Raw genomic sequence first — 19,936 nt, forward strand, 5'->3', positions numbered from 1 at the left:
TGATTTTTACGTTTTAAACCGCCAGTTCCTGGCATCACTTCAGTTTTGACTTAATCCATTCGAGGATGACCCTTCTGGTTTTCTCCGATACCCAGTGCTCATTGATGGGGGTAATGTAAGATTCTTTTTCGGTGTCGAGTGTGTTGTAGACGATATAGCTTGTGGTGGGCGGGCAGGTATTGTCATTATAGCCCCAAGTCATAAAGACCGGAACATCTATCAATTTGGCGAAATTGACCACATCATAGTACGCTAAGGTTTTGAGCTTTTCAGGGGTGTCCATGCCGTCAAAATTGGTGAACAGATGGGGGTATCCTCCTGCTCTTCCTGCCTTATAGCCAGCCATGTCACTGAGGGCGGGGTGATTGGCCGCACAGGCAGTGATTCGGTCATCGAGGCCAGTGGTGATCAAGGCCAATGCTCCACCTTGGCTGCCTCCTTGGGCGATGAGGTTTTGGCCGTCCCATTCCGGTAAGGTAGTGAGAAAGTCCAAGGCCCGGATGCAGGAAAGGTAGACCTTTTTCATATAGTAACGGTCCTTATCGTCCAGCCCATTGACCAAGTAGCTGTTGTTTCGGTTGCCAAAGGCAGCACTGATTTCTTGGTAAGTATCCTTGTCCAGATCCGGGCGGATGCCGTGGATTTCCATGTCAAAACGGATCACACCACTTTCTGCATAAAACATATGCTTCAACGGATTCATGGGCTTGATGCCAGCTCCTGGCGGTGCAAAGACCACGGGGAATTTCCCGTCTTTTTTAGGGATCGTCAGGTAGCCGTAGACATGCTGGCCTTTTTTATAGGCCTGAAGTTTGACCAAGTAGCAGTCTACGGTTTGGCTGGAGTATTCCGGAACAAAAACTTTTTCTATTTGCATTGGGGTTTGGGCAGCCTCGGATTTGGCTTGATCCCAAAAGGCTTCAAAATCAGCAGGAAAGGCCGTGTATGGCTTGAGTTTTTCCGGTTCAAAACCTACTTTCACATGGTGTTTGTACGTTTGGCCATGAAGTGTGGCCGTAAGCCAGCAATCCCGGAAACCAGGAGCTGTAGCAGTGCCCAGGGAGATATTTCCTTTTCCTTGATCCAAGGTAATGGTTCCTTCTGAATCAGGCTGGAGCATTTCAGGGCCTACGGCATAATGAACCGTCACCTGATCTGCCGGTACCCCAAACTCAAAAAGCGATATGGCTACTTTTGCTTCCTCACCGACTTGGTACAGCCAGTCAGAATGATCCGGCTCCGTGACCCAGAGTACATTGCTGCGGGACGGGTAGTTCTGGGCTGTGACCGAAAAGGTAAGTGCAATGAAAAAAAGAAAAAAACAGTAGGTCTTCATGGGCTTGTGGTTTTTTAAATCAAGGAAATAAAAAAAGTCACCCTCAGTACGCCAAGGGTGACTTTTTGACTCAATTCTATGCTGTTTTAGCAGTCATTTTTCAAGTTTATAATAAAGGGTTAATCCACTAATTTATACATTTCTGTAGCAGCTAGGAGAAAGCATCCTAAGCCATAATCCTCAAAGTCAGGCTTACTGGTATAGGTGACCGGTTGGCCATCTTTGGGCTCTTTTCCGGTGCCTTGTAGGTAGCCGAGGAAGCCATTGTCATGGATGGATTCTGAAGCGATGGCGTTCCAGGCTTTCTTGATAGCAGGCATATAGACTTCTTTTTCAAGAAGTCCATTGTTTACGCCCCAGGCCATTCCATAGAGGAAAAGTGCGGTGCCAGAGGTTTCTTTACCTTCAAAGTGGGTCGGATCGTGTAAGCTGACATTCCAGAAGCCATCGGTACGTTGTACTGGCAATACGGCCTTTAGCATACGCTGCAGCATTTGCACATATTCGAAGCGGTGCGGATCATCGGCAGGTAAAAATTCTAGTGTGCGGACCATCGCAGCTACTACCCAGCCATTTCCTCTAGACCAATAGCAGTCATTGCCATTTGGCTCTGCATAGGGCGGGCGGAAGTCGCTGTCTCGCCACCAAAGATCATCATGGGGGTTAAAAAGCCCTTGTGTTACCTTGGTGTCCATGTACATTTCGTACATGCGTTCGGAATACTTGGCATCTCCAGTAAGACTGGTCAGTTGGGCAAAGACAGGCATGGCCATTTGAAGGGCATCGATCCAGTCCCAGTCGTTTATCTTGTAAGTGTCCATCATGCCATCGATGGAGGATTGGATATGTTCAATGCGCTCCGGCTGTTGGTCGATTTCATAGAGCATGATGTACGTTTGGCCGGCGCAATGATTGTCGGCATGTCGGGTCTGGGTGCCGTTTCGGAGGTCCCAGCCGTGAGATGCTCCCCATTTTACGGCGTAGTCATAATAAGCTTTATCGGGTTTCAATCCATAAAGTGCCATTAATCCTTCGTAGTAAACGGCGCGCGTCCATAAATTGCTGGTACGCTCTTTATTGGTGATGACATTTTGGCCTGGATCTGGCCATTTTTCCATAAAGTACTGGTTGGTCAAGACCATTTGATCCATGACAGCCTCTTTCGTAGGAAGCTCTTGGGCTTTAGAAACACTTGCCGCAAATATCAGGAGGGCAAGCATGGCGGTTATTCGTCGGATTTGCATTCGTTTATAGTATGATTTGTTGATTCTATAATGTCGCCAGCAGCGAATGTACGGTAACAATAATGCATCCATAACGTGAATTTCTCCTATTGTGGCGGTTGACATTTCAGGTACCTATTCCTGCTAGCCAAATATAGCGATAAAGCGGTGGTTTAGTATGCTGATATGTACTGCTGTATTCTTGATAGGATCATTCCTGATTGGTCAGGATTTTATATAACTTTCCGCTCGGTAATGATCATTCACCTAAAATGGATTCCGCTCATGGCTAAATCTCCTTTTTACCTTTGCTTTTTTTTATTGTTTTGTTTTCATGGCTCCTTTGCCCAATCTCCATACGACGTGCGCGATTACGGTGCCGTGGGAGATGGTAAATCACTGGACACAGAAGCCATTAACAAGGCCATAGCGGCGGCGAGTGCTGCCGGTGGAGGAACGGTCTTTTTCCCTGCTGGAGAATACTTGTCTTATTCCATTCACCTGAAAAGCCATGTTTCCTTGTTTTTGGACCATGGCAGTAAGCTGATTGCGGCGGGACCGGAGGACGGTGGCAGGTATGATGATCCAGAACCTGGCCCCGGAAATAAGTTCCAGGATTTTGGGCATAGCCATTGGCAAAATTCCTTGATTTGGGGAATCGGCTTGGAAGATGTGGCGATATTGGGAACAGGTGTAATCGATGGCAAAGGACTAAGTCGAGGCTTTTATAGCACGAATAAACACTGGGAGAACATAGGAGTGGATGCTCGGCCGTACATGTGGGAGGGCGGTGCTAACAAAGCCATTGCCCTGAAGCTTTGCAAAAATGTCACCTTGAAGGATTTTACCATTTTACGTGGCGGGCACTTTGGGATTTTGGCCACTGGGGTGGATAACCTCACCATCGATAACCTGAAGATGGATACCAACCGGGACGGCATGGACATCGACTGCTGCAGGCATGTGAGCATCTCCAACTGTAAGATCAATTCACCGAATGATGATGCTATTTGCCTAAAAAGCTCCTATGCCCTAGGGGAAGCCCGCGCCACCGAGGATGTGACCATTACCAATTGCCAGGTAAGCGGGTATGACCTGGGAACCTTTATTGATGGCACTTACCAGACCAATGAGGCCGATCAGGTGCCTGACCAAGAAGGACCTACCGGCCGGATCAAGATGGGAACCGAATCCAACGGAGGATTTAAGAACATCACGATTAGCAATTGTGTCTTTAAGCACAGTAGAGGGCTGGCGCTCGAAACGGTAGATGGAGCGTTGTTGGAGGATATTGTCATTACCAATATCACCATGCGTGACGTGACCAATTCCCCGTTCTTCCTACGACTGGGAGCACGGATGCGTGGTCCGGAAGGTGCTGAAGTGGGCAAGCTGGGTCGGGTGTCTATCAATAACGTCAATGTCTATGATGCCGATTCCCGTTTCTCGTCCATTATCAGTGGGATTCCGGGGCATCCGATCGAGGCGGTAAGCCTGAGCAATATTCGTATTTGGTACCGGCCGTTGCCCGAAGGAGAAATCCCTAATGTCCAGCAAGATGTGCCTGAGTATGAAGAGGCTTATCCCGAGCCACAGAAATTCGGTGTATTACCCGCTTATGGATTTTTTATCCGGCATGTCGAGGGGATTTCCATGGAGAACATAGCGATAAACCGCCCGGGAGAGGAGCATCGACCTGCTGTTTTTGTGGAGGATGTAAACGAAATGTCTCTGGGGATTCAGCTGGATGGAAAACCCATCTCAGATGATGATGTGATGAAGGGCGATATAAAAAAATAAAGTCTCCGTGGCAGTGGCCGATGCATGGGGTTGGTATAGTTAATGAGCACATTGAACGTGGCAAACCGCAAGCAATCGATCCCCGACCATGGAGACATTACTGATGTAATTAACCCTAAGCTTAGTTTCGTTACTAAACTGATTTAAAGTACGCCAATTCTTGTCGAATGAACTTATCATTATCGTTCAAAAACCTATCATTTTTTGAATAGTGGCTGATATGTGTAGGCGTTAAAACGCTGTATATTAGTTTTTTAGGTGTTTTTTCTTTTCCCCTTGATATATTGGCTTGGAGATACGCCAAAATGTTTGATGAATGCTCGCGAAAAATTGTTGGGTAAATTATACCCTACTTTATAGGCGGTTTCGGAGACATTGAATTCACCACTGCGCAGTAGTTTTGAAGCTTTTTCCATTCTGAAACTGGTGATGAATTCAGCGGCAGACTTATCGGTAAGCCCTTTGATTTTTCGGTAAAATTGAGGGCGGCTCATGTTTAATTTTTTTGCAAGGGAATCGACATCCAAGTCCTCGGATTCCAAGTTGTGTTCGATGTACTCACGGGCATTTTCTAGGAAGGCTTTATCCACTGGGTTGGCCGTACAGGAAGGGAGTTCTTCCGGGGATGCTGAGGCAAATTTGACTTGCAAGTGTTGTCGCTGATCGAGCAGGTTCTTTATCCGGGCTTTCAGGACTTGGGTGCTGAAAGGCTTGGTGACGTAAGAATCTGCGCCCGTTCCATACCCTTCTGATTTGGCTTCGTCCGATTGCTTGGCTGTCAGGAGAATGATGGGAATATGGCTGGTACGCATGTCTGTTTTGAGCTGCTGGCAGAGCTGTAGGCCGTGCATATCCGGCATCATGACATCGCTGATGATCAAATCCGGAATATTGTCAAAGGCCTTGGCTACTCCTTCCCTTCCATTGGCTGCGGTGATGATGGTGTATTGCCCCTGAAGGTGCATTTTGATATAGCTTTTGATCTCTTCATTGTCATCGACTAAGAGGAGCAACGGAGCATCGCCAGGAGCGGGCTGGTCGATGGTGAAGCTTTCCATTTCTGCTGATACAGGGGAGCTGGCTTCTTCTGGAGTTTTTGACTTTCGGGAGCTTTGCGGTGCCGAGGAGGTATCAGGGAGGAAAAAGCCCAGCGTTGTTCCTTTTCCCAAACTACTTTCGATGGATATTTCCCCTCCGTGGAGCACGACCAGTTCTTTGGTCAGCGCAAGGCCGATGCCTGAGCCTTCTGATCGGGCTTTGCCATTTTTTACCTGATAGAAAATGCCAAAGACATTTTCTTGCTCTGCTTTGGGAATGCCGGGGCCAGAATCCTTTACTTCGATATAAACCCCTTTGGCTGTCCCCTCTTCAGGACGAAGGGATACTTGGACTTTCCCCTGACTCGGGGTGAATTTGAGGGCATTGGACAGGAGGTTGTTCAGGACCATGGTAATCTTGTCCTCATCTATCCTGATCGGATACGAGGATAGCGTTGTTTCTACCCCCAAAGCAATGTCCTTCTTTTCTGCCAAATGCTCGAAGGAAGCCACGGTCTTTTTCACAAAGGGGACGATATCGATCGACTGTAAATTTAACCGGAGCTTTCCCGCTTCCAATTTCCGGAAATCCAGTAGTTGGTTGATCAGCATAAGGAGCTGCTGGGCGTTGTTGCGCATGAGGTGATAATAGTGCTCGGCAAGTTGCTTTTTGGGCTTCTCGTGGATCAGCCGGTCCAGCGGGTCAATGATCAGGGTCAGGGGTGTCCTGAATTCATGGGATATTTCAGTAAAGAACTGAAGTTTTGAGTGGTGAATGGCTTCTTTTTTACGCAGTTGGATTTTGGAATCCAGGTAACGATAAACCAACCAAACGACACAGGCGACTACCATGAAGTAAAAGCATACGGCCCACCAGCTCAGCCACCAAGGGGTGAGCACGATGATCTTTAACATGGCGGGCGATTCACTCCATACGCCGTCACTATTGGCTCCCAAAACCTTAAAAGTATATTCCCCTGGCGGCAGATTGGCATAGGAGGCGATCCTCCGGGTAGCATCAGTGGTGATCCATGCTTCATCGTATCCCTCCAGTTTGTACTGGTATTTATTGCTCAGTGGATTGGTGAAGTGGATGGCCGCAAATTCCACTTGAAAAGATTTTTCCCACCAAGTAAGGGTGATGGCCTCTGTTGTCAATAATGAGCTTTTGAGAATGACGCGATCCCTGACTTTGGTTCCGATATTCAGTTCTTGGTGCATGACGCTAAGCCTGGTGAGGGCCATGTTTGGAGGATTGGGGTTGGTTTTGATCTGGGAGGGAATGAAGGTGGTCATGCCATTGGAGCCGCCAAAGTACAAACGGTGATCCGTAGGGTTTCTAAAGACGGCGCTTTGCTTAAACTCATTCCCTTGAAGGCCGTCTTTTCGGTTAAAATGCTGGATTTTATTGGTAGCAAGGTCCAGACGGGACAAGCCTTTGGTATGACTCGTCCAAATGGAGTGGCTCCCATCAAAAGCCACTGCCATGGTCAAATCATCAATTAGGCCGTTTGATGTGCTGTAATGCTGAATGGATTGCTGGTCAGGATAGATGCAATTTAGTCCCGCATCAGAGGCCGCCCAAATGTGGCCAAGATGGTCTTCTGCGAGTGAAAATACACGATTGCTCAGTAATCTATTGCCGGGAGCGCTATTATGGCGATAGTTGGTGATGTCTTGTTCGTTTGAGTAGGGAACAGGGTTTTTGATGCAGCTGATGCCTCCATCTTCCGTGGCCGCCCATAGTTGGCCTTTGTGGTCCATCAGCAGGTCCATGATTTGGTTTCCTGCCAGGCCATTCGTGGTGGAAAGACAATGGAATTTATCCGTTTGAGGGTCGTAGCTGGCGAGGCCATAAAATGTTCCTACCCAGATGGTACCATTGTGGTCCTCAGTAATAGAGAAGACACTGGGATGGCACATATCCATGGTACAGGAGGTGAATTCCTGCTTCTTGGGATCGAAATAGAACAAGCCCTTTTTCGTGCCGATCCACACCCGTCCTTTTGTGTCACAAAAAAGTGTCCTGATGCGAAGGTCTGGGAGGTTTTTTCCGCCAATATAGGAGTAGGAAGGTGTGGCGTGATCAAATGAAAGAATGGTAATACCTTGGTTTTCAGATCCAATCCATAGCCTTCCCGATTGGTCCATACAAATCGCTCGGGCCACATTGTCGATGAGGCCTTCTCCTCTACGGCCTTTGTAGTAGTTTTTGAAGGCCTTGTCGTAGAGATCTGCATGGTCTACACCTCCAGATTGGGTTCCTACCCATAAGTGTCCATTGTCATCCAGGTAAACATCTTTGACCAAATGATCAGAAAGTGACATTGGGTTTCGAGCATCGGCATGATAAATAAGTGTATCATGCGTGGTTTTGTTGATTTGGACCAACCCATAGTCGGAAGTCTGCCACTCATATTGCTGGTTGGAGGCATATTTTGTGTGATAACTGTATCGTTTAAGGAGTTTTTCACGCAGATAATCCGGGACTTGTCCTTCACGGGGGCGGTGGAACGATTCGGTTTGGTAATCAAATTGGAAAAGTGCTCCATGCGGTTCTACTTCGATCCAGATGTTTTGAAGCGAATCCGTGACGATTCCACTGATCCTGTTGTCCGATAGGGCCGTGCTGTCCTTTTCATTGGCGCGAAACACCTGTACATTGTAGCCGTCATACCGCACGGCTCCTCCCCATGTGCCAAACCACATGAAACCGTATTTGTCTTTAGCGATGGAATAAACAGAATTTTGAGGGAGTCCGTTGTCGACGGTCAGTTGGTCAAATTTCAAATGAAGCTGTTGGCCACAGACTTCCCCTGCGGAGAAAAGTAATGTTAAAAGAGAGCAGAGGAGGTGTATATGGGGTGCCTTGGGCATTATGCTTCATTAAAGTTGGTGCCTGAGACGAAAATAACGCTATTTTTGGACTTTTACTATGAATAGAAGATAATCCCAACTAAACTGTTCTAAATAAATACCCGGTTTTTTCATCAGTAGCATCGTGGCTAGAAACCGTCCCGTCAATCATTGTCTTTTGGCCTTTGGCAAAAGGGGGTAAAAGGTTCAGTAACCTGTAGCAAATAGCATTAGCGTATAATATTTTGAAGCGAAGCGGAAAGACCAGACGGTGATGCTTTACATTTTCTGGACCGATTATCTGCGGTTTAGAGAATAGTATAAATGGTGGGTTGTTGCAAATATTATATGGTGACAGGTAATAATGGGTTCCGTTCATAACAGTGCATAACGGTTTTGCTTTTATTTTATTATAAATTGATCTTGGAGTATGACCCTGTGGGTGATTTTGTTTCAAGATGAAGCATGTTCTTAAACGTGAAAAAATCATTACCAGTATAATAATGGCTCTGATCATCAATGTTTTATGAGTTTAACATCCAATTCAATCCCAAAATAATCGATTATGAAAAACAATTATGGAAATTTAAAGTGTTTAACGATCCTCTTTTTATCGTTTGTACTTTTTACATCTTGCAAGGAAGAAGATATGAAACCGGTGGAGCCTTCGGCAGGATTTACGGCTGCCACCAATGAATTGGAGGCTACCTTTACCAATTCATCAGAAAATGTGACTTCTTATTCTTGGAACTTTGGGGATGGCAATACCTCAAGCGAGGAGAATCCGACCCATAATTATGAAGCCGCAGGAATTTATACGGTGGTCTTGACCGCCAAAGGTGCCAATGGGAGCATCGCGGAAGCCGATAAGGACATTACAATCGTCGAAAATCTAAAAGCTGATTTTGGCTTTGAAAGTGAATATTTGACCGTCACCTTCAGTAATACCTCCGAGAATTCAGTCAGCTATTCATGGGATTTTGGAGACGGCAATACGTCCACGGAAGAGGAGCCGGTTTATAGCTATGAGGAAGGGGGCACTTACGAAGTGGTTTTATACAGTACTGCTCCGGGCGGGACTACCGTGCAGACCACCAAGGAAGTGACTGTTGTAGGACCACCTGTGGCTGATTATATCGCTGAGGATGAAGGGCTCACAGTAAACTTTACCAATACTTCTGAGAATGTTATTTCCTATTCATGGGATTTTGGAGATGGAGGCACTTCCACAGAAGAGAGTCCAAGTCACACCTTTGCGGCAGCTGGAACGTATACCGTGGTCCTTACCGCCACAGATGAAGATGGTGTAGTGGTAGAGACCAGTCAGGAAATTACGGTGGAAGTACCGATCGATACGTCTCTGTATTCGATTGTGTTTATTACCGATGATTCCCTTGACGATCCACAGATCGAGTGGTTACGCGAAAAGGGCTTTAATGTAAGCACCTATTATAACGGGTCCTTAAGTTCGGCCCCTCAAGAGGACATCGATATGCTGAATGCTGCCGATTTGATCATCATTGGACGTAGTGGTGGTTCAGCTGATTTTGATGCTCCTGATAAGCAGGTCTGGAATGCCTTGACGCCGCCGCTGATCCTTAACTCCCAATGGATGGCCAGGAACAATCGCTTGAACTGGTTTGATAATAATGGAAATCCAGCAGCTTTTAATCCTACTGGAGGGGACGTCGTAACGGCCCAAATTCCTAATGCAGAAGATGAAGCTTTCGATGAAGTAACCTTAGAGGAAGGAAACTTGCTTTCTTGGATCAATCCTCCTGCCAATTTACTCTACATCAACACGGAGACGAATGGAGATATCATGGCCATGACAGCACCTGGCAGTGGCGGAAGTGATGAAGGTGGTGCGATGTTGTATGTGCGCTTTACTGCTGGGGTAGAGTTTTATTCAGGAGCAGGAGAATCTCCTGCAGGCCCAAGAACGTATTTCGGTTTTGGTGCTGACGAGGGAGGAGTTTCCTATTACTGGGAGCTTACCGATGAAGCGAAGGCGGTGTACTTTGAGGAAATCCTCCGGATGGTTTTGATGTAAGCCAATTTTGATACCCGCGGGTTAAATACGGCCATCCAATAGGAAGGGGCTGTTTCAAAAGTCTACCATACGTCACGAGTGATGAAGTGGTCTTCACGTGCCTATAGTGCACCTGATGATAAGATCACTTCTTCAGATAGCATCGATGACGTTGACGTAAACTTTTGAGACAGCCTCTTTTTTATGGCCAAGCGCTTTGCCATCCACATTCAAGAGTGAAGAGTGAAGAGTAAAGATGTACAAGGTGATCCTGTCATCTTGCATGGACGCGAAGGTTGTGTCTCCAAGCATGCATTTTAGAGGCTCTAACCGTTGCAATCATTTGATGAAGGTCAAGTCGGATGCTAGCGTAATGGATGGTTTACGAGATGTGTGGCTTGTGAAAAATACTGATAGTGAGATGTTAATAACCTATTACTTGCAATGTTTTTTTTACTAGTCATGAAATAGTATTTTTTTTAAAATTAAAAGGGATGCAAAAAAAGTATTGTTTTAAGCAAAAATATAAATACTTAGTCTAAATGGCCAAATAAGTTGTAAAACCGATTTAGGAGACTGTAAAATGCAGTTTTTAGTATTTTCATAACAGGATCATTTTTAACGTATAGAAGGTTATTTTCTTGTATAAACTGATGATTTCTTTGCATGTCGATTGATGATTCTGATTTTTTCTACCAGTATGGATCATAACACTTTCAATATTTAAGTTTTTTAAATTTCGAATACTGCACTTAAAGAAAAAGTTTCTGTAAGCTTCAGTTTGATTTTTCAAAAGAAAATTAAAATGGGCGTCAAGCTTTTTATTTAAGGAGTTGATTAACAATAAAACCTCAATAATCTATGAACAACTTTACAAAACTGCTTTTTGCGTGTTTTTGCTTGTCAGGGGTTTTCCTTTTTGGATGCAAGGAAGAATTCGATGAGTACTATGCCCGTCCAGAGGGACTGGAAGGGCCGGTCTATCAAGTGCTTTCCGATTCGGTCCGCTTTCGGGGAAACTTTGACCATTACCTGGCCTTGGTAGATCGGGCAGGCTACAAGCAAACCCTCAGCTCGGCGGGCTATTGGACGGTGTTTGCCCCCAATGACGAAGCCTTTGAGCAATATTTTGAAGAAAATGGCCTGAGCGGCATCGATGACATATCCGATGAAAAGGCCTATGAAATCGTCACCTATTCCCTTGTGTACAATGCCTATTCCATGCGGGATTTGGGCTATTATCAAACAGGTCCGGGAAATGACACGCTTTCTTCTTCTTTCAGAAGAAAAACAGCCTACTATAAGGGCGTCTACAAGGATAATGTATACGGAGAAGAGCTGGACGTGGTGGATGCCAATAGAAATGGAGTGGCCACTTACAGCATCAGTGATAACAACAACAAGTACATCCCGTATTACGTGCAGCATTACCTGGACAGGATGGAGCTTACCGCCGAGGACATTGAGGGGTTTTATGATCGGCCTTATACCGGTGCCCAAGTGGCCAATGCCAATGTAGTGGAGTCTAATGTGTCAGCTGAAAACGGCTACATCCATACCGTGGACAGGGTAATCGAGCCGATGCCGAATATAGCAGATTACCTAAAGGACAAGCCTGAATACAGCTTGTTTAAGTCCATTTTAGAGATGGAGTTTAGGAGCAGGGACAATAACACGGCAGTCAACTATGATGCCACGACCTATCCGGAATTAACGGAACGTTTTGCTCCGGTATATGACCTTGCTGGTCCGGTGTATGTGAAGTCCTACACAGGTACTTATGCCTTCGCCCCCAATAATGAGAATTTCTTATCTGGAGGGAATATAGCGCAATCTGACAGCTGGACACTTTTTGCTCCCACTAACGAGGCGTTGCAGAAGTTTTTGGATGAGGTGCTTTTGGAATATTATGGGGAGCTGGCCAATGTGCCTGACCCTATTTTGTTTGACTTTGTAAACATGCACATGTGGCAGACCGCCCTTTGGCCGAGCCGTTTTCCTTTAATGACCAATTTGCTGAACGAGGAAGCTCGTTTTGATCCTGAAGCGGACATCGAAGAAAGAAAAGTGCTCAGCAATGGCCTCTTTTATGGCACCAATCAAGTGCAGCAAGGAAACTTCTTCTTTACCGTTTACAGCAGGCCTTATTTGGATCCAAATTACAGCATCATGCTGGAGCTGTTGAACAGTTATCGTTTTACGGTTTCTGACCCGGGCCAAAATTTTGCCATGCTTCTGATGTCAAATCAGCAGCTAAACGATGCGGGCTTTGTTTATGATCCAGGAGCGAGGGATGTGTGGACCTACAACGGTTCTGCCTCTCAGGCATATGAGCGCCTGATCAGAATGCTGGAGCTGAGTATCATTAAACTGGGAAGCCCCGATGAGTTGCAAGACATCTCGGGATCCGGCATAGTAGAGACCTTGGGCGGAGAATATATTCGCTACGAAAATGGGCAGTTTTTTGCCTCTGGAAATGTTGAAAGTGGCGAACTGATCGATGTCAATGAAGATGAAACCTACGAGGCCATCAACGGTCGCGATTTTTATACCGAAGGATTGGTGTCCTACACTGAAAAAGTGTTGGCAGAGATTATCATGGAAACACCACAATTTGCCAAGTTTGCTGAATACCTGGAGCACTCCAGCATCTACAATGCTTCTACCTTACAGATTGAAGGGGTATCGCCGGGGCAGTTTTTCACGGTGTTGGTACCGAGTGATGAGGCGATCGAAGCAGCAGTGGCTGCCGGTACCCTTCCTGCTGATCCCATGACGGGTGATGCTGCTGAGCGGGAAGCCATCACAGCCTTTTTGAAGTATCATTTTGTACCGAGAAATACCATCGTGCCAGATGGTAAGAAAATCGTCAGCGATAACGGTGAGGAATTCAGTACACTGTTGGCCTCCTTAGAAGGGGAGATCAAGAAAGTGGTGATCGACAACAGTGCAAATGGTTTTCAGGCACCTTATACCATGACGGTCACCGACCTCAATGGAAATGTGGCGAATGTGAACATTCCTGAAAGTAACGTGCTCGCCAGTTATGCGGTGTTGCACCAGATAGACCGAGTTTTAGAAAGTAACTAACCCCAATAACCAAAATATTTCTTATGAAGAACTTTACAAAGAAACTGTTGTGGTTTGTCATGGGGCTGACTTTGATCACTTCAGGGTACGCTTGGGCACAGCAACAGCCTGCCCAGTCCTTGGAAATTGTCAAAGGAAAAGTCACGGACAAAGAAGACGGTTCCACCATCATCGGCGCCACGGTGGTAGAAGTGGATCGAAATGATGAAAGAACCTTGCGTGGGGTCGCCACCGATGTAAACGGTGATTTTTCCCTCCGGGTAAGTAGCAAGCAAAACCTGATCAGGGTGTCTTTTATCGGGTATAAAACAGTAACTGTGCCGATCGATGGCCGATCAGAAATCAACGTGCCACTGCAATTCCAAGTCAGTGACCTGGATGTGGCAGAGGTGACGGCGGATAAGTTGATCGATCAGGGCATGATGCAGATCGATGAACGTGACCTGACTTCTTCCGCTACCCGGGTGGACGCGGAATTGCTCAAGGAGATGTCTGCGCTTTCCATTGATCAGGCACTGCAAGGAAGAATGGCCGGGGTGGACATTGTCTCCAATTCCGGTGATCCCGGAGCAGGGATGTCCATCAGGATCCGGGGAACGACTTCCATTAACGGCTCCTCCGAACCGCTGATCGTGGTGGATGGAATTCCTTTCCAAACCAATACTTCTTCTTTTGACTTTGCGAATGCCAATGAGCAGGAATATGCCCAGCTGCTGAATGTAGCACCGGCAGATATCGAATCCATTACGGTACTGCGGGATGCTGCGGCGACGGCGCTTTGGGGATCCAGGGGATCCAATGGCGTATTGGTGATCACCACCAAGCGGGGCAGCAAAGGAAAGCCGACCATTACCTATTCTTTCAGAGGCGCCATGACCCAGCAGCCGGACCAGATTCCGATGCTCAACGGCGACCAGTATTCCACGCTTATTGCCGAAGGCTATATGAACAGCCGTGGGGTGCCGCTAAACATTTCTGCTAATAAAGAGTTTTCCTATGACCCGAAGGATCCGTATTATTTCTATAATTATGGAAACAATACCGATTGGATCAATGAGATCACGCAACTGGGCTATATGTTCGACCATAACCTGGCCTTGTCAGGGGGTGGGGAGAAAACCCGTTACCGGGTTTCGGTAAACAAAAACAATTCCGTAGGTACCACGGTAGGAACTGGCTTTGACCGTTTTGCCACCCGTGTCAGTTTGGACTATTTGGTGTCGAAAAAAATCCGGGTCATGACAGACTTGGCTTACACCAAGTCGACTACGGACCGAAACTGGGTAAACGACAAAGACGGCCAAGACCGTGTGCGGGGCATTGCCTATGAGAAGATGCCCAATATGTCTCCCTATGAGTACGACGAATTCGGTAACCTGACGCCTAATTATTTCTCTCCGGCCAGTAACATCCAGGGAGCTTTTCCCGGTACCTACAACCCATTGGCACTGGCCAATGAAGCCACGAACAGAACAGAAAGTGACCGGATCATTCCCAAGTTTACCCTGCAATACCACATACGTCCTGATCTGATGTTCCAGTCGGATGTGGCCTTTGATATCAATAATACCCAGCGAGAAAGCTTTTTGCCACAGGTGGCCACTGGCCTTCCGATGAACAACCAGAATGTCAATATGGCTTCTGGAAGCGACACGGATTTTCTGATTACCCAGACCTTTAACAAGCTGTACTATACGCCAGAGTTGGGTGAGGATCACAGTTTGATGGCTATGCTGTTATTTACCACTTATGAAGGCAGAAGTGACGGGTATGCCGTGGGCACAACGAATTCCGCTTCCTCCTTCCTGCAAGTACCGGGTACCGTAAACCGGGATGACAATGTCTTCCTTTCTTCCGGAACGAGTATCTCCCGATCTATCGGCATGGTCGCCAATGTGCAGTACGGCCTCTTGGATCGCTATATCATCAATGCCTCCATCCGCCGGGATGGTAGTTCTAAATTCGGTGATAATCACCGCTGGGGAACATTCCCGAGTGTTTCCGGTAGATGGAGAGTCTCTGGTGAACCGTTTATGGAAGACTTTACTTGGCTGAATGAATTTAGTTTAAGGGCCAGTTACGGGGAAAGTGGAAACACTCCAAGACAGGACTACGTGCATTTCAGTACGTTCTCCAACCTGAACTGGAACTACCTTGGTGAAACCGGTGTCGTGCCCAATAACCTGGAGCTGACCAACTTCAAATGGGAGAATGTGGCCCAGACCAACTTGGGGCTTAATTTGGAAATCCTTCAGAGCCGTGTGATTGTCGGGTTTGATTGGTACCAAAAGCGGACTTCCGATCTCTTCTTGGACAACCTTCGCATACCGAGCACGACAGGCTTTTCCAGTGTAAACATGAACATTGGCACGATGGATAATCGAGGATGGGAGCTGTCGGTGTTTACGACGCCTTACCAAAAGGGAGACTTGAAGATCAACTTTGACTTTAACATTGCCAGGAATAAAAACATCATCCAATCCATTTCCGAGTTATACCAAACCGACAACCTGGAAGCGATGCAATCAAATGGGAACTACTTCGTGACCATTCAGGAAGGCAATCCACTGGGATCTTTTTACGGCTTTAAGTACAAAGGCGTCTATACCGATGGTGAAGCCACCTTGGCCACAGATGCCAATGGCAATGTCATCACCGGCCCCAATGGCGATCCGGTTCAGATGATGTTTACGTACCCGACCATTGCTTATGAGTTTCAGCCGGGGGATGCCATGTACGAAGACATCAACCATGACGGAAATATTGATTACAAAGACATCGTGTGGCTCGGGGATGCCAATCCAAAACTAACGGGTGGTTTCGGCCCAAGGGTCACCTATAAAAACCTACAAGTATCCGGTTATTTTAATTTCCGCTACGGAGTAGACATCGTCAACAGCACCAGAATGCTGACCGAAAACATGTACTCCTACGACAATCAAAACGCAGCTGTGCTGAACAGGTGGAGACAGCCGGGCGATGAGACCGACATGCCACGGGCATTGATCGGAACCGGTTACAACTGGCTGGGCTCTGACCGCTATGTGGAAGACGGTTCCTTTATGCGGTTCAGGACGTTGACCGTTCGGTACAGCATGCCGAAGCCGTTCCTTGACCGGACAAAACTGGGGGATTTGAGTTTTTACCTGACTGCGGAGAACCTGTACACATGGACCAACTATACCGGACAAGATCCGGAAGTAGGCTTGACCAGTAGCAATGCCAATCGGCTGTTCCAAATTGGCTATGACAATGCGCGGACACCGCCTACGCAGACGTACACGCTGGGTATAAACGTACGGTTCTAATTTGACCATTAAAAAGAAAGAAAGATGTTAAAGAAATATATATCCTACACGTTGCTTGCACTGATGATCGTCGCAGGGACCAGCTGTGACAGCTGGCTGGATCAGCGTCCCCAAAACGGTGTGGTGAAGCAGGATTTTTGGAAAACGAAGGAGCAGGTGCGCTCCGCGTTGATGGGAGCCTATGCCTCCCTGAATGGAAATTACCGGGGCTATCACCTTTCGGAGAGGATGTTTTTATGGGGAGAGCTGCGGGGCTATATGATCGCTCCCAGTACGGGCGCTCGCTTTGAGGATATCCAAGTGCAGCTGGGCAATATCCAGTCCACTAACTCCATTGCTGATTGGGGTGGTTTTTATGGCACCATTAACCTTTGCAATAATGTGATCGATAATGGGCCTGGTGCTTTGGAGACGGATGAGACGTTCCAAGAGGAAGACCTGAACAATTACGTGGCGGAAGCTCGGGCCCTTCGCGCACTGATGTACTTTTACCTCGTGCGAACCTTCGGAGAGGTGCCCTTGTCGATTGAGGCTGTGGACAGCGATGAGGATCAGCTTACCATTGCAAAGTCTTCACAAGCAGAAGTCCTGGAGCAGATCGTGACGGACCTGGAAATGGCCGAAGCGGATATCTTCGAGCAGCATGAAAATTCTCGGGAGAGCAAGGGCAGGATGACCCGCTATGCGGTAAACGCCCTTCAGGCAGACGTGTACCTTTGGATGCAAAATTATGAAGCGGCCGCCGAGGCTGCCGATAAGGTGCTGGCAGGACCTTATGCCCTGGTGACACAGGAAAACTGGATGCGAGCGCTTTTTGTAGAGGGGAATTCCGTGGAAAGTATCTTCGAGATCCAATACGAAGCGCCTCAGTCAAACACCTTCTTTGACATGTTCAGCACGACTAGAATAACCCGGTTTTTGGCTTATCCATCGGTGCTGGAAGAAAACTTTGGATTCAGTATTGACCAACCGGAGGATATTGACCTAAGAAGTATCGATGCCACGCTGAAAAGTAGTGGTGAAATATGGAAATACATTGGGGTGAGCGAAACACAGCGGCGGCAGCCTACCGACTCTTATGCCAATTGGATCGTTTACCGACTGGCCGATGTGATGCTGATGAAAGCAGAGGCGCTTTCTCAAATTGGCAGGGGAGAAGAGGCTTTGGAGATCGTCGCGGAAATCCGTGAAAGGGGCGGCGCCATCCAAGCTACGGAAGAAAACCCTTCCCCATCCAGTGCCAATGACGTCATCCGCTATGTGTTGCGCGAAAGGGCCCGGGAACTGGCCTTTGAAGGCAAGTGGTGGTTTGACTTGCTGAGGGTATCCAAGATGGATGATTATGCCAACTTGGATTTGATGTTGGATGCGGCCATTACCAATGCGCCGGAAATCAATCTTAGTTCGATTTTAAACCAGCTAAGGGATACACGTAGCCATTATCTTCCTATCTATAATGTGGAGCTTAATGCTAATCCATTGCTGGAACAAAATCCTTATTACCTCAAATAAACCTAAAAATAATTGCAGATGAATACCTTCAAGATAAATACCTTATGGCGCATAAGAAGCAGCATGGTGCTGCTGGTGGTGCTTTGTTTGGCAGCAATAGGTTGTGAGTTTGATCCTCCTTCCAATATCAATGTTACGGAAGACACCAATATCAGCGGTTACCTCAGGCAGCACCCGGATGAATTCAGTAACCTTTCCAGAATATTGGAAATTTCCAATACTGAGGGCTTTCTGGGGACATATGGAACCTACACGTTTTTTGCGCCCAATAACGAGGCGGTAGATGGATATTTAGAAGAAAACGGCCTTAGCCTGGATGGCCTTGGTGAAGAAGAAGCCAAGGACATCGTCCGCTTTCACCTGCTGACGGATACCTTGTCCACGGCGGATTTTACGGACGGCAAGCTTTCCGTTCCCACCGAGTATGGCAAGTATTTGGTGACGGGAGCTGAATTTGCTGATGGGGAAACCTACACCCGGGTAAACCGCCAGGCCAATATCATCCAAAGCAATATCAAATTGGGCAATGGATTTATCCATGCCATAGACAATGTGCTTTCGCCACCTACCAAAACCGTGGCGCAGTGGCTGGAGGAAAACCAGCGGTTTTCTATTTTTTCGCAAGTGCTGAAGGAAACCGGATGGTATGATAGCCTGGATCGGGAGGAAGAAGGCCAGTGGTACACCGTTTTGGCCGAATCAGACGAAGCCCTTTCCGCGGCTGGATATGAATCGTTTGAAGCGATGAAAGAACATTATTCCCAGACAGGTGATCCTACCAATCCTTCGGACAGTTTGAATTTATACGTGGCCTATCACGTGATTCCGGATATCAAGTTTATCGCTGACCTGTTGACTGCTACAGCGCACCCTACGGAGGCTCCACAGGAGGTAGTGACCATTAAGCTGGACGGTACCGATGTACTGGTCAATGACGATACCTTCTTTGGTGTCCATGAACCGGGATCGCCCATCATTCGGGCGCAGAGTGACAATTCCGTCACCAACGGTGTAGTACACAGTGTGGAAGATCACTTTGCGATCAAGCTGCGTGCGCCTACGGCCGTGTACTGGGATGTGGCCGAGCAGCCGGAGATTCGCCAGCTGACACAGTTTTTCCGCGTTCCCGGGGCACCAAACTATACGTTCAAGCTAGGGGAATTGTCGAGGATGACATGGGAAGGCAATTATGTGGATGCCATGGTGAATTATTTTCCACCGAGCCTTAATCAAGTGTACTATGCATTTGGGGATTATTTACGAATCGAGCTCCAGGCCAATCGACTGACAGCAGCAGAGATCAAAACCCCTACCTTGGTAAAAGGCAGGTACAAGTTATGGATCTGTCATCACGGAGATAAGTGGAATAACGGTTGTGAGCTGAAAGTCACCTTCAATGGGGAGGATATTCCGGGAGCCAGACTGCTGGATACGACCATCAAGGCTCCGACGGACATGAACGAAGATGAACTGGAGTCCAGAGGGTGGAAGGAATACCTGACCGCAGGCTCCGATGGAGGAAAGATCATGGGCCGGTTTATCGGCACCATCGAAGTGCCCACGACCGGAGAGCATACCCTACGCTTTGACCGGGTAACGGGTATTGGGAGAAGTAATGGTGGCTTGTGGCTGGATATGATCCATTTTATACCAGAAGACCAAGACCAGATCTATCCGAAGTTTGCCTTAGATGGCTCACCGGTGTATGAAGGGGAGGAATAATGGGCTTTCAGAGATTAACA

The 19,936-nt window shown here is 47.3% G+C and carries 10 protein-coding genes; 6 read left to right on the forward strand and 4 right to left on the reverse strand.

From position 1 onward, the window contains the following. Window positions 1–34: 34 nt before the first annotated feature. A complete protein-coding gene (locus ECHVI_RS08055; RefSeq protein ID WP_015265469.1) occupies window positions 35–1,336 on the reverse strand; it encodes an acetylxylan esterase in 1,302 nt (433 codons plus the stop codon). A 119-nt stretch (window positions 1,337–1,455) separates the two neighbouring features. After that, window positions 1,456–2,580 carry a glycoside hydrolase family 88/105 protein gene (locus ECHVI_RS08060; protein ID WP_015265470.1) on the reverse strand — a complete coding sequence of 375 codons (1,125 nt, stop codon included), beginning with the start codon at window positions 2,578–2,580 and terminating at the stop codon, window positions 1,456–1,458. A 264-nt stretch (window positions 2,581–2,844) separates the two neighbouring features. Between ECHVI_RS08060 and ECHVI_RS08065 the strand changes: the two genes are divergently transcribed. Beyond that, entirely contained in the window at window positions 2,845–4,359 is a 1,515-nt protein-coding gene (locus tag ECHVI_RS08065; RefSeq protein WP_041739620.1) for a rhamnogalacturonidase, read from the forward strand. A gap of 254 nt (window positions 4,360–4,613) precedes the next feature. Here ECHVI_RS08065 and ECHVI_RS08070 read toward each other — a convergent pair whose 3' ends face one another. Continuing rightward, a complete protein-coding gene (locus ECHVI_RS08070) occupies window positions 4,614–8,186 on the reverse strand; it encodes a hybrid sensor histidine kinase/response regulator transcription factor (protein ID WP_041738428.1) in 3,573 nt (1,190 codons plus the stop codon). 631 nt (window positions 8,187–8,817) lie between these two features. Between ECHVI_RS08070 and ECHVI_RS24230 the strand changes: the two genes are divergently transcribed. Further along, window positions 8,818–10,305, forward strand: a complete 1,488-nt coding sequence (locus ECHVI_RS24230) for a PKD domain-containing protein (RefSeq protein ID WP_015265474.1) — start codon at window positions 8,818–8,820, stop codon at window positions 10,303–10,305. A 132-nt stretch (window positions 10,306–10,437) separates the two neighbouring features. Here ECHVI_RS24230 and ECHVI_RS23615 read toward each other — a convergent pair whose 3' ends face one another. Next, window positions 10,438–10,596 (reverse strand): hypothetical protein, encoded by a 159-nt coding sequence (locus tag ECHVI_RS23615; RefSeq protein WP_015265475.1) that lies wholly within the window; start codon window positions 10,594–10,596, stop codon window positions 10,438–10,440. Between the two features lie 549 nt (window positions 10,597–11,145). Here ECHVI_RS23615 and ECHVI_RS08085 point away from each other — a divergent pair. Genes ECHVI_RS08085 through ECHVI_RS08100 form a run of 4 tightly spaced genes read left to right on the forward strand, consistent with a single transcriptional unit; the run spans window position 11,146 to window position 19,916 of the window. Continuing rightward, window positions 11,146–13,374 (forward strand): fasciclin domain-containing protein, encoded by a 2,229-nt coding sequence (locus ECHVI_RS08085; RefSeq protein WP_015265476.1) that lies wholly within the window; start codon window positions 11,146–11,148, stop codon window positions 13,372–13,374. Window positions 13,375–13,397: 23 nt separating this feature from the next. Beyond that, window positions 13,398–16,682, forward strand: a complete 3,285-nt coding sequence (locus ECHVI_RS08090; protein ID WP_015265477.1) for a SusC/RagA family TonB-linked outer membrane protein — start codon at window positions 13,398–13,400, stop codon at window positions 16,680–16,682. Between the two features lie 24 nt (window positions 16,683–16,706). Beyond that, the gene (locus ECHVI_RS08095; protein WP_015265478.1) at window positions 16,707–18,194 is read left to right on the forward strand and encodes a RagB/SusD family nutrient uptake outer membrane protein; all 1,488 of its coding nucleotides are present in this window, start codon (window positions 16,707–16,709) and stop codon (window positions 18,192–18,194) included. An 18-nt stretch (window positions 18,195–18,212) separates the two neighbouring features. Next, window positions 18,213–19,916: a fasciclin domain-containing protein gene (locus tag ECHVI_RS08100; RefSeq protein ID WP_015265479.1), complete on the forward strand. Its 1,704-nt coding sequence runs from the start codon at window positions 18,213–18,215 to the stop codon at window positions 19,914–19,916. Window positions 19,917–19,936 lie beyond the last annotated feature (20 nt).

The sequence above is a fragment of the Echinicola vietnamensis DSM 17526 genome, assembly GCF_000325705.1.
GTDB classification, from domain to species: Bacteria; Bacteroidota; Bacteroidia; order Cytophagales; family Cyclobacteriaceae; genus Echinicola; species Echinicola vietnamensis.